11 protein-coding genes, 2 tRNA genes and 1 pseudogene are annotated in these 11,889 nt (G+C 65.9%); 10 read left to right on the forward strand and 4 right to left on the reverse strand.

What is annotated here, in order from left to right; all coding sequences use genetic code 11:
- Positions 1-9: 9 nt before the first annotated feature.
- Entirely contained in the window at positions 10-1,434 is a 1,425-nt protein-coding gene (locus ABH933_RS15895) for a DUF222 domain-containing protein (protein ID WP_429427908.1), read from the reverse strand.
- Positions 1,435-1,555: 121 nt separating this feature from the next.
- Between ABH933_RS15895 and ABH933_RS15900 the strand changes: the two genes are divergently transcribed.
- Positions 1,556-1,628: transfer RNA gene (locus ABH933_RS15900), tRNA-Ala, on the forward strand.
- 352 nt (positions 1,629-1,980) lie between these two features.
- Positions 1,981-2,078: transfer RNA gene (locus ABH933_RS15905), tRNA-OTHER, on the forward strand.
- A 310-nt stretch (positions 2,079-2,388) separates the two neighbouring features.
- Here the strand turns inward: ABH933_RS15905 and ABH933_RS15910 are convergent.
- Positions 2,389-3,435, reverse strand: a complete 1,047-nt coding sequence (locus tag ABH933_RS15910; protein ID WP_429427910.1) for an Lrp/AsnC family transcriptional regulator — start codon at positions 3,433-3,435, stop codon at positions 2,389-2,391.
- Positions 3,436-3,891: 456 nt separating this feature from the next.
- Here ABH933_RS15910 and ABH933_RS15915 point away from each other — a divergent pair, with 456 nt between their 5' ends.
- From ABH933_RS15915 to ABH933_RS15940, 6 genes are read left to right on the forward strand one after another with little or no spacing between them, the layout of a single operon-like run.
- The gene (locus ABH933_RS15915) at positions 3,892-5,325 is read left to right on the forward strand and encodes an MmgE/PrpD family protein (RefSeq protein ID WP_429427912.1); all 1,434 of its coding nucleotides are present in this window, start codon (positions 3,892-3,894) and stop codon (positions 5,323-5,325) included.
- Positions 5,322-6,197, forward strand: a complete 876-nt coding sequence (locus ABH933_RS15920) for an isocitrate lyase/PEP mutase family protein (protein WP_429427914.1) — start codon at positions 5,322-5,324, stop codon at positions 6,195-6,197. Before ABH933_RS15915 ends, ABH933_RS15920 begins: the two co-directional genes overlap by 4 nt.
- Before the next feature lie 6 nt (positions 6,198-6,203).
- A complete protein-coding gene (locus ABH933_RS15925; protein ID WP_429427916.1) occupies positions 6,204-7,451 on the forward strand; it encodes a 3-isopropylmalate dehydratase large subunit in 1,248 nt (415 codons plus the stop codon).
- A gap of 8 nt (positions 7,452-7,459) precedes the next feature.
- On the forward strand, positions 7,460-8,005 hold the full coding sequence (locus tag ABH933_RS15930) for a 3-isopropylmalate dehydratase (RefSeq protein WP_429428110.1): 546 nt from the start codon (positions 7,460-7,462) through the stop codon (positions 8,003-8,005).
- A complete protein-coding gene (locus ABH933_RS15935; protein ID WP_429427918.1) occupies positions 8,002-8,646 on the forward strand; it encodes a YbhB/YbcL family Raf kinase inhibitor-like protein in 645 nt (214 codons plus the stop codon). Before ABH933_RS15930 ends, ABH933_RS15935 begins: the two co-directional genes overlap by 4 nt.
- A gap of 11 nt (positions 8,647-8,657) precedes the next feature.
- Entirely contained in the window at positions 8,658-9,632 is a 975-nt protein-coding gene (locus ABH933_RS15940) for a serine hydrolase domain-containing protein (RefSeq protein WP_429427920.1), read from the forward strand.
- Between the two features lie 63 nt (positions 9,633-9,695).
- Here ABH933_RS15940 and ABH933_RS15945 read toward each other — a convergent pair whose 3' ends face one another.
- On the reverse strand, positions 9,696-10,622 hold the full coding sequence (locus ABH933_RS15945) for an Lrp/AsnC ligand binding domain-containing protein (protein WP_429428112.1): 927 nt from the start codon (positions 10,620-10,622) through the stop codon (positions 9,696-9,698).
- A 27-nt stretch (positions 10,623-10,649) separates the two neighbouring features.
- A pseudogene (locus ABH933_RS15950) lies at positions 10,650-10,697 on the reverse strand (hypothetical protein); the annotation flags it as partial.
- Here ABH933_RS15950 and ABH933_RS15955 point away from each other — a divergent pair.
- Together ABH933_RS15955 and ABH933_RS15960 are read left to right on the forward strand one after the other, a co-directional pair.
- Positions 10,677-10,922 carry a hypothetical protein gene (locus ABH933_RS15955; RefSeq protein WP_429428125.1) on the forward strand — a complete coding sequence of 82 codons (246 nt, stop codon included), beginning with the start codon at positions 10,677-10,679 and terminating at the stop codon, positions 10,920-10,922. The pseudogene ABH933_RS15950 and the gene ABH933_RS15955 sit on opposite strands and share 21 nt — an antisense overlap.
- Positions 10,923-11,001: 79 nt before the next feature.
- Positions 11,002-11,571, forward strand: coding sequence for a hypothetical protein (locus ABH933_RS15960; protein WP_429427922.1), 570 nt, complete (start codon positions 11,002-11,004; stop codon positions 11,569-11,571).
- The last annotated feature ends 318 nt before the right edge of the window (positions 11,572-11,889 follow it).

Below are 11,889 nucleotides of genomic sequence, written 5' to 3' on the forward strand. Positions count from 1 at the left end.
GAATTCCCCTCAGCGGCTCGGGTTGTCGACGGTGTAGCGCCCGGAATAGTCGTCCTCGGGGGCCGCGGGGCGCAGGCCGGGACGGACGAAGGCGCCGTGGTCGATCGGATAGGTGAGATCGATGGTGGACGGGCACGGGGCAGCCGGAGTCGTTGCGGGATTGGGCCATAGGACATCGGGCTCCTCGATATCGCTGTGCGGGAACAGATATCGAGCGCCCTCCCGGGCCGATGTGTGTTCGCCGCCGGTGGGACTGGTCCAACGCAGCGTGTCGGCGTCGGACCGGTGCACTCGCCATGCCCGCTGTGCCCTGTCCGACAAGGATTTCAGCCGATAGTGGCGTGCACACAGCACCGCTAGATTCGCCATCAGTGTGCCACCGCCGCGGCCCGGATGCGCCGGATCGAACGGATCGGCGTGGTCCAACAGCGATTCGGCCGCGGGCATGGTGCACCCCGGAAACCGGCACAGCGCGTCCAGGGCGCGAATCTCCCGCTCCTGCCATGGTGCGGGTTCGGCTGCCATCGCCTCCTGCGTGCTGGTCGGATCCTCGGTGCGCTCGGGAATCAGTTCGAACTGTGCGTGTTCGGCGATCCGGCGGACCGATTCGGCGTCGATGGGCCCGTACCCGGCCAGGTGGGCCGGGGCATCCAGTTCGCCCAGCAGGGTGCCCACCGGTACGCCGATCTGGATCAGCGGCCGCCGGGGCGCCTCGGCGCGCGGTGCGGGACAGCCGGTTTCGCGGCCGCAGCCGCAACGCAGCCGCCGCGAGCCGTCGGCGAGCGCCACGAGGGCATCGGCACGCCGCTGTGGCATTGTGCGCGGATCGAGGCCGCAGACCTCCAGCGCCATCTCGCGCAACCGCATGGCAACCGTCTGGGCTCCCGGCGCAGGCAACAGGCCGTCGAAGACCGCCATCCCGTCCTGCACCGCCTTGATTCGCACATCGCGGTCGCCCTCGCGGCGCTCGCGACGGTTCCGCTCGCCGCCGGGATCGAGCTTGGCCACCCAGCGCCGCGCCGTCTGACGCAGGCGCGCCGGATTCGTCCGGGCGGCGGCCTCGATCAGCGTCTTCTCCACCTCGGCGAGCATCTCCTCCGGCAGGTCGCGGATGCTCTCGGCGATGACCTGGGCCCGCGCCAGGTCGATCCGCCCCGAACCGAAGGCCTCCCGGGTGCGCGGCAACCGATCCAGCCCGAGCCCGATATCGATCAACGCCGCCGCGACCCCCTCGGTGATCTGTACCGCCACCGCCGCCTCCGCGACCGCGAACTCCCCGGCAGGCTCACCCCCGGAAGCCTCCCGCCGCCGATACAGCTCCCGGGCGGCCAGCACCTCGGCCGCCTGCGCGAACGCCGCCGCCCCGTGTGCCCGCTGCAGCGCATCGATCAGCCCCTCATCACTCATCGCCTGAAGCTCTCTGCTATCGAACATGTGTTCGAGACTACCTGTCGAACTTCTGTTCCACCACCCCGTTATCCAGGCGATTTGGTACCAAAACCAACAGTGGTGTAACTTCGTTCAAGCCGACGGGGAAACCCCCGGCAAGCACCACGGGGCTATGGCGCAGCTGGTAGCGCACCACACTGGCAGTGTGGGGGTCAGGGGTTCGAGTCCCCTTAGCTCCACTATTTCATTTGGCTATAACACCTGGGTATAGCCTGTTTTTGCGTATCCGCAGACCTTGATCTATCCCCTTTGCTACTGACGCCGTCAATACCTTGATCGTTTAGCGGTCGACCGGATCCGCGCTCAGCCTTCTGGCCTGGACTTTCTTCCTGTCGATCCGAAGCCTGTGACGAGGTCGGTCCCCCTACTCCTCCAGGGCATAAAAATTCAGTCTGTTGGGTTCGTATTGCATGGCGCCGGTCTGGACATGTGAACGAGATGATCGAGGTCAGCATTCAACTGACATCAGCCGTGATGCGGAATGTGCTGTCAGACACGAGCTTCCGTCCCGGAGGTCACGGGTCGCGGCAGCGCGGGCGAAGCCTCTCCCGAAACTTAAGTCGTCGGTTGCCGCTGCGATTGCTGGGCTCATAACCCAGAGGTCGCAGGTTCAAATCCTGTCCCCGCTAGTGCGAAAGGCGGTCCTGGCCAACAGGTTTCAGGACCGCCTTTCAACTTTTGTCGAGGTTGATGACATCGCCGTTGGCATCACGCCGAAACGGTCAGGTCGGTCAGCGTCTGAAACTCAGTGAAATATATGTCCACCAGTTGCTTTCCAGCGGACAAGGCTGGACGCATGGGACTGTGATCGTTGGGTCGTCGGCCATGCGATCGCACGACCTCGTCGGCGGGTCTGTCGCCGGGCTGAAAGATCAAGGCCTCGAGATCAGCTCGGGCTTATGGGTGTCGGTGACGGATGGAACGGCCGTTTGGCGGCTGTCATTTGCCACCGCTGTCCGCGGTTGCCCATGGGTCGACCGGTATGAGACCTGCCGCGCGTCCGTCGGCGTCCAGCAGCCTGCCCCAGGATTTGATCGGGCGCAGCACCAGTCGGTGTTCAACCACCTCGGCGTCGGGCAGGTTCGTTCGGACCCGTTCGAGTGCGTCGGCGATGGCGCCGACCTTGTGCACCTGGGCCATCACCATGAGGTTTGCTACCCCGGTGGTGGACAGGCAGATTCGGGTCACCGGCCAGGAGGCTATTTCGCCGCCGATTTCCTCGAGTCTGTGGTGGGGGACCGACAGCCAGAGGACGAACTCCACCGGCCATCCGACCTCGACGCGGGTGAAATCGGTACGGAACCCGAGCATTCCACGCCGGACGAGTGTGTCGAGCTGCCGTCGCACCAGGTACTCGGAGCTACCCAGCTCGCGGGCCAGGTCGCGGTAGCGGGCGCGTCCATCGCGTTGCAGTGCGAGAAACAGTTGCCTGTCGGCGGGAACGAAGGTCCGCACCCGGGGCGTGGCCCGGCCCTCGGAGTCGGATTCCGCTGTGACGGAGCGCGTCTGGCTGGTGTCGATCGCGCCCAGTCGCCAGTGCACCCCGCTGTACCATTCGATCCCTATGTGGGAGGTGGCGGAGGCTATCCCCGCGACATTCGGAAGCCGTTGCAGTAGTAGGGAACTGAGTGTGCTCATGTCGGCGGCGATGACGATCACCGTCAGGTCCGAGGAACCGCTGGTGGCGTAGACGCTGACCGCCTGGGGGACGGCGGACAGTTCCTGCGCCACCTCGAGGATATGACCGGGCGCCGCACGGACCTCGAACACCGCGCCCACCAGGGCGAGACTCGGTCCCGGAACCGACGACACCCAGGCGCGGCCCGATTCGACCAGGCGCTGCCAACGTCGGGCGGCGGTCGCGGCGGAGATGCCGAGGATGGGGCCGAGCTTCTCGAAGCTCACTCGTGGATTGGCATGCAGCGCGTCCAACAGCGTCACGTCGACTTCGTCGACGGCTCGCAGTGGCGGGCGATTGGCGGTCACAGTGTCGCCTCCCTCGGCGGCCCAGGATGCCGCGAGCAGGTCCACCTGCCCGTTTCCGGGGCGAGGTGCCGATTACGTGCATTGCCTGGATAGAAGTTGCGCATACCTGTCCTCGGGGCCGTCCGTTGTCCCAATTTCCTACAGATTCGCAGAGAAGGATGTTTCGACACCCTGACTGAAGAGGTATCGCGACCATCTTCCCGAGAGGAGCAACGTTCACCCAGCACTGTTCACTCAATCAGCCCTCGGCCTACAGGCCGGGGGGCGTCGTCATTTCCGGTATCGAGACGGCCAGCCTGTTCACGCCCGATGGCTTCACTGCATCAATGCCGCGCAATGTACAGAGTTCCCTCATCGAGGCGCGTCGAGATGGTGATATCAGGCTCACGGCTGGAAATCAGTGGGACTTTCCAGCGATTTCGCGAACGCGTGGATTGCACGTCGTTAACTGAGGGCATGAGCGAATCGACTAGTCCTGGGGTGACCGTTCCGCTGGCACAGTGGGTCGCACAGCTGACCCTCGATGCGATTCCCGAGCCGATCCGATTGCGCGCCAAGCACCTTCTCCTCGATGGTGTCGCGGCTGGTCTGGTCGGTGCGCAACTGCCGTGGTCGCGGGTGGCGACGAAGGCGGTCCTCGCATTGGAGGGATCGGGCGACGCTGTCGTGATCGGTACCGGCGCCACCACCTCCGGTCCGGCGTCGGTGCTGATCAACAGCACCTTCATCCAAGGCTTCGAGATCGACGACTTCCATCCGCTGGCGCCGCTGCACAGTAATTCGCTGATCGTGCCGACGCTGCTGGCGACCGCGCAGCACATCGGCGGCGCGTCCGGCATCCAGGCGTTGACCGCGGCCGTCGCGGGCTTCGAGGTCGGACCGCGAGTCGGTTTGGCGCTGCACGGGTCACAGATGCTATCGCGGGGCTGGCACAGCGGCCCGGTGTTCGGCACCCACACCGCGGCCATGGTCGCTGGAAAGTTGCGGAACCTGAATGCGGGGCAGCTGGAGGATGCGCTCGGCATGGCCGGGACGCAGTCCGGCGGCCTGATGGCGGCGCAGTACGAGGCCATGTCCAAGCGCATGCAACACGGTTTCGCCGCCCGAAACGGTTACTACGCGGCGGGTTTGGCGGCCGAAGGCTACACCGGCATCAAGCAGGTGTTCGACCGGCCGTACGGCGGGTTCCTGTCGGTGTTCGGCGAGGGCCACGATCCCGATCCCGCGCAGGTGATCGCGGGCCTCGGCGAGGGCTGGCACACCGACTTCATCATGGTCAAATCCTATGCGGCCCAAGGCGGTCTGCACGGCACCATCCAGGCCGCACTGGAACTGCGCGCCGAACACGACCTGGATCCGAGCCGGATCTCCCATATCCAGATCCGTGTCGGCCACACCGTCTACCACCACGGCTGGTGGGAACCGCAGCGGCCGCTCACCAGCATCGGCGCTCAGATGAATCTGGGCTACGCCGCGGCGGTGGCCTTCCTCGATGGGCAGGTGCTGCCACCTCAGTTCACCGAGGCTCGTCTCGACGCCGACGACGTGTGGGACCTGATCGGCAAGGTCGAGGTGAAACTCGACGAGGCCATCCAGAACGGACCCGTTCAGGAACGGTTCGCCACCGAGCTGACCGTCACCCTCGACGACGGCACCGTATTGAGCAAGCGGATCGTGCAGCCGCACGGCGGGCCCAGCGATCCGGTCACCAACGACGACATCGTCGCCAAATACCGGTCCCTGGTCGGACCGCTGATGCAGACCTCTCGCCTGGACGCCATCCAGCAGACCGTGCTCGGCCTCGAGCACGTCGCCGATCTGGGCGAACTGACCGAACTGCTCGCGGCCCCGGTGTCGGGGGCCTTGGACGAAGTGGAGCGCAATCGATGACAGCACATGACGCCCGCGTCGCACTCCGGGCGGCGCTCAGCCGCCGAGACGTGGTGGTCGCACCGGGAGTCTTCGACGGCCTGTCCGCCTCGCTGGTACGGCGGCTGGAGTTCAGCGCCGCCTACATGACCGGCGCGGGTGTGGCCGCCTCGGGCTTCGGGCTGCCCGATATCGGGTTGCTCACCCAGACCGAGATGGTCGAAAGGGCCCGGATGCTGGTCGGCGTTCTGGGCGACATCCCGCTGATCGCCGACGCCGATACCGGTTACGGCGCGCCGCTGAACGTGATCCGCACCGTACGGGAGTACGAGGCTGCGGGAGTGGCGGCGATTCAGCTGGAGGACCAGGCCTTTCCCAAGAAGTGCGGTCACCTGCCCGACAAGGAGCTCATAGGCGCCGAGGAGTTCGTCACCAAGCTCACCGCGGCCCTGCACGCGCGCACCGACGAAGACACGGTGATCATCGCCCGCACCGACGCGCGCGGCCCGCTCGGCATCGACGCCGCCATCGAACGCGCCAATGCCTACGCCCTGGCCGGTGCGGACGTGATCTTCGTCGAGGCCCCGCAGGGGACCGAGGAGATCGAACGCATCGCCCGGGAAGTCAAGGCGCCCTTGCTGATCAATCTCGTCATCGGCGGGCTGACTCCCCTGGAGTCCACGACCCGGTTGCGGGAGCTGGGCTACTCCATCGCCATCCAGCCCTCGCTGCCGCTGGGCGCGGCTGCTTACGCCATGCTCACCAGCCTCGCCGAGCTGGCCGGGCGCGACCCGGCGCCACTGCTGCCGTCCAAGCCGGCCGAATTCTTCAACCTCGTGGGCCTGGCCGAATGGTCGGCGCTCGGCGAGCGCTACCGTACCGAAGGAGCCTGAAAACCCATGGGCATGACCATGATCGAGAACCTGCTTGCCCGCAAAGCCGGTGTCGAACGGGTGAAACCCGGTGACATCGTCACCGTCGAGGTCGACATGTGCGTCATGATCGACCTGCAGTTCGCCACGCTGTGGATTCCGCCGAGCCGCATCCACGACCCGGACAAGGTCGCCGTCATCATGGACCATGCGGTCCCCGCGCCCTCGCTCAAGGACGCCGAGGGCGGTCCGAAGGCCCGGAAGTTCGTGTCCGACTTCGGGATCGAGAAGTTCTTCGATGTCGGCCGCCACGGCATATGCCACCAGGTGATCGCGGAGAACGGCCTCGCGCGGCCCGGAGATGTACTGGCCTGCACCGATTCCCACACCTGCGCGGGTGGCGCCTACAACACCGCGGCCCGTGGTATGGGCCCCGCCGAGGTGTATTCGATCCTGTGCACCGGCTCCACCTGGTATCAGGTCGCGCCAACCGTCCGCTACGAACTCACCGGAACGCTGCCGCCGGAGATCAGCGGCAAGGACGTGTTCCTTTCCCTCGCGAACACCTACGGTGATGCGACCAACCAGAACCTCGAATTCGGCGGTCCGGGCCTGAGTTCGGTGCCGCTCAACGATCGGCGCACCATCGCCACCCAGGCCGCCGAGATCTCCGCCGACTTCGCCACATTCGGTGTGGACCAGGTGTTGGCGGACTTCCTCGCCGAGCGCGGGGTGGGCGACTTCGAGCCCGCCGAGGCCGACACCGACGCCGAGTATTTCGACGTGCGCACGATCGACCTGTCCGCGCTCGAGCCCTATGTCGCTCGCCCGGGAACCGTGAGCCACAACGGTGTTCCCGTCTCGCAGGTCGAACCGCGCAAGGTGGACCAGGCGTTCATCGGTTCCTGCGCCAACGGCCAGCTCGAGGATCTGCGCATCGCCGCGCAGATTCTGCGCGGCAAGACCGTCGCCCCGGGAACGCGCCTGCTGGTCACCCCCGCCTCGCAGGCGGTCTACCGCGACGCCATGCGCCTGGGCTATCTGCAGGACCTCGCGGATGCCGGTGCGGTGGTGACGAATTCGACCTGCGGGGCCTGCTTCGGCTACCACATGGGCGTGATCGGCTCCGGTGAAGTCTGCCTGACCTCGAGCACCCGCAATTTCACCGGCCGCATGGGCAGCACCGACGCCGAGATCTACATGGCCTCACCCGCCACCGTCGCCGCGTCCGCCATCACCGGCTACATCACCGACCCCCGGAGCGTCACCGCATGAACACCACCATCACCGGAAAAGTCTGGGTCTTCGGCGATTCCGTCGACACCGACGCCATGTACCCGGCCTTCGCGATGAAACTCGACGTCCCCGAGGCCGCCGAGCACGTCTTCTACCAAATCCGGCCCGGTTGGACCGATCTCGTGCAGCCCGGCGACATCGTCATCGCCGGACGCAACTTCGGTGTCGGCTCCTCGCGCCCGGTGGCCGCGCTGTTCCGCCACCTCGGCGTCGCCGCGCTCATCGCCGAGGACTTCAACTCGCTGTTCTTCCGCAACGCCGTCAATGCCGGCCTGCCCGCACTGGCCGTGCCCGGCGTCACCGGCCTGTTCGCCGACGGCCAGCAGGGCACCTTCGACATCGCCCAGGGCACCTACTCCAACGACACCACCGGCAGCGTAGGACGCACGGCCCCGCTGCCGCCCCTGATTCTGGAAATCCTTTCCAGCGGAGGAGTTCTCGCCCGCCTGGCCGAACAGGGCTACCTGCCGATCGAACTACTCGACGTGCTCCGCTCCGGCGCCATCCCCGTCGACAGCGGATCCGCGGCATGACCACCACTCATCGACCACACGGCATCCTCGACCCGCAAGGAGACGACATCATGGCTTTTCGCCTGATCGGCCGACTCATCCGCCCGATCCGGGCCGGCATCGACAGCATCGCCTGGTGCACCCCCGCGACCGCGTCGGCACCGGACTCGATCACGATTTCCAGCGACGCGTTCACCGACGGCGGCCCGATGCCGCGGCGATTCGCCGGAAACGGTGTGGGCGAGAACATCTCGCCCCCGCTGAAATTCTCGGGCGTACCCGCCGACGCGGCCGAACTCGTCCTCGTCATCGAAGACCCCGACGTACCACTCCCGCGACCCATCGTCCATGGACTGTTCACCGGCATCAGCGCACGAACATCCGAAATCCCCGAGGGTGCACTGAACCTGAGTGTGAACTCGGTCACCGCGACCTCGGATGACAGCCCGATCCGGTTCGGTGTCGGCGCTTTCAAACGCCGTGGGTACGCCGGACCGCGCCCGATACCCGGACACGGCGCGCACCGCTATGTCTTTCAGCTGTTCGCCCTCGACGTAGTGAGCGGACTCGACGAGAACTCCACGCTCGCCGACATGATGGCCGGCATCGACGGACACGTGATCGCCCGTGGAATGCTCACCGGCACCTACGAACGCCCCTGATCCGAGGAATCATGAAGCCGGAAGCAGGATTTGCGGACCTCGAGGCGGCGCTCCGCGGTTCGCCGATCACCGCCGCCGTCGTGTATTCCGGTGGCCGTGAGATGTTCTCGATCGGCGACACGAGTAGCCCCGTCAAGATCCATTCGATCCGGAAGTCGTTGATCAGTGCGCTTTTCGGGCGGGCCTACGACCGTGGAGTCTTCCAACTGGACACGACCATCGGCGCGATCGGAATCGATGACACACCCCCGCTGACCGAGCGCGAGAAGCGCGCGACCATCGAGGACCTGCTCACCGCGCGGTCGGGGGTCTACCTCCCGCTCGCCGCCCCGATCGATGGGTTCGAGTGGCCGCCTCGGGAATCCCATGCGCCGGGCGCGCATTGGCATTACAACAACTGGGATTTCAATGTTCTCGGCAATATCTACGAACGGCTCACCCATCGGAGCGTGGGCGTGGCGTTCGACCGCGAGATCGCCTTGCCGCTCGGGCTGCGCGACTGGGACGTCTACGAACACGCCCGCTACGAGTACCGAGACGATCCGATCGGCGGGAATCTGCGCTACCCCAACTACGCCTTCGCCCTCTCGGCACGAGATCTCGCCTCGTTCGGCGCCCTTTACCTCGACCATGGACGGCACGACGGCGTGCAGGTGATATCGCGGGAATGGCTGGACCGCAGCACCGAACCGATCGCGCGAACTACGTTCCCGCCGGGGCTTTTCGGGATGTACGGCTACTGCTGGTGGGCCAACGGACCGCACGATGACGGCGGTTCCGGCATCGGCGGGCATGTCTACTCCGCAGTGGGCTTCGCCGGTAATTACCTGACGGTACTGCCGGAATTCGGGACAGTTTTCGCGGTCACCACCGATCCCTCCCGTTCGTCGAACACAGGTGGCGAACTACTCACAGATCGCCGGTACGAACAGGCGATCTCCGCGTTGGTTTCCACACTGCGCGAACCGGATCGCGCGATGTCGTAACCCCGCCGGTCGCTAGGTCGGCCGGTGTCTGTGGCCCGGCCGACCAGCACTCGCGGGGATCGGCTAGTCACCCTTCAGTGCGGGCATGGGATGCCAGGGGTCGACCGGGACCAGGTCGACGGCGCGTCCATCCGGGCCGAGTAGCCGCCCCCACGACTTGTGCGCGCGCAGCACCAGTCGCTGGTCGACGACCGAGACCTGAGGTGTCAGGCACCGCAGGCGCTCGAGGATGTCGCCCACGTCGGCGAGCCGGTGAACCTGCGACATGACCATCAGGTTCGCCGGCCCCACTGTCGACATGCAGATGCGGATCTGCGGCCATCCGCCGATCTCGTCACCGATGTCGCCGAGTTGATGGTGCGGGCACGACAGCCAGAAGACATAGGCGGCCGCCCAGCCGCCCTCCCGGCGGGCGAAATCCGTTCGGAACGAAAGGATTCCGCGCCGGACCATAGAATCCAGGCGGCGTCGCACCAAATTCTCCGTGGCGCCGATCTCCTGAGCGAGCCTGCGGTAGTGAGCCCGGCCGTCGCGCTGCAGCGCGAGGAACAGCGCGCGTTCGGCGGGATCGAACGTGCGGTTGCGCACGCTACGTCGCCGATCCTGGTTCTCCGGCTCGGTCACCGACTGCTTCTGCGCGGCGTCCATCGCGCCGAGCTGCCAGTGCACCCCGCTGTACCACGTGAGGCCGACGCTGGCCCGGGTCATCGCGATTCCGGGTAGCCCCGGAAGCCGCTCGAGGAGCAGTTCGCCGAGACTGACCATATCGTCGGCGAAGACCAGAGTGTGTAGATCGAAGGTTCCATCGGTGGCGTAGACGCTGGCGACCTGCGGGACCGCACACAAGGCGTCGGCCACCTCGACGGCGCGGCCCGGCTGCGCGCGAACCTCGAACACGGCCGCTACCAATGCCAGATGATGGCCGGGCACCGAGGAGACCCACGCCCGGCCCGAGTCGGCGAGCCGTTGCCAGCGGCGCACGGCGGTCACCGCTGAAATCCCCAGCGCCGGTCCGAGCCGTTCGAACCTCGCTCGGGGATTCGCATGCAGTGCGTCGAGCAGCATGACGTCGACTTCGTCAACGGTGGTGTGGTCGGCTCGCCCCTCGGACATCCTTATTCCATCCCGGCGGTCGGCATGGCCGACACCATGATCGTCCTGTCCTGGCATGCGGAACTTAATCAAAATCTAGACAAGACGAGCCGAAATCCAATGCGCTTTCAGGTTTCTGGAGTTGTTTCCTTCAATATCCAGGTCGCGGGTGTCGCATGGAGTTCACTGACCGCATGAGCTGATCGGAAAGCCCGCGACGGGCACCGACAGCTCACTCGAATCCGTCATTCCGCCTTTCACGATCACGAGGATCTCCATGAAGACAATGCTGTCTGTCGGGCTCATCGCCACCGCCGCCGTGGGCGCGGTGATCTGCCCTCCGCTGACAACCGTCGCCAATGCCGCCTCCGAGTCCGGCACCTGCACCCTGAACGCGACCGCGAACATCTCACCCGGCCTGACCATCGCCTCGCGATCGTTCACGGTCACATTCGACGGCACCCTCTCCCATTGCACCGGCACCTCGCCGAATACACCGCCGAGTGGGCAGCTCATCGCCGGGCTCGACGGTGCGCCGGTCCCCACCGGCACCGGAAGCTGTGAAAGCAACACCGTCAACGGCTATTCCATCAACAAGTGGAGTGACGGCAACACCACCGTGGTCAAGTTCAGCGCAATCGGCACGCCCATCGGGCTGGACTTGACCGGCCAGGTCGTCGACGGCGTCAGCAACGGCTCGACGCAGTTCACCACCACCGAGCCCACGACACCGGTCGGCTCTGCGGTGAAGGGCGCAATCGCCTTCGTGACAAATCCGCTCAACTGCCTGCCGGACCAGGGCGTCACCACCGCGCAAGTGGCCGGCCAGCTGACTCACACCAACTGACCGCGCCGCCGTATCGCCCCGTGCTGCCGACATCTGCCGCATGTCGGCGGTACCCGGGTCGCGGCAGGGATAGCTAGCCCTTGTCGTCGTGGTTGTTCCGGCACGGATTGGCGATGTCGAAGAAGCTGTCGTTGCTGTCCGCAGTGGCCGTCGGTCGCCGACCACCGATGAAATCGCTGGTAAACGTCAGGGATTTGGCATCAAATTTGGCATCACGACAGCATAGGAACCATCGGCCGCAGTAGGATCGGGCGGACATCTGGGACGACTGAAATTCCGTTTACCTGCACGAATGGGAGGCGGTGGCATGTGATCGCA

It is taken from the genome of Nocardia sp. GP40 (assembly GCF_050434125.1).
GTDB classification, from domain to species: domain Bacteria; phylum Actinomycetota; class Actinomycetes; order Mycobacteriales; family Mycobacteriaceae; genus Nocardia; species Nocardia albiluteola.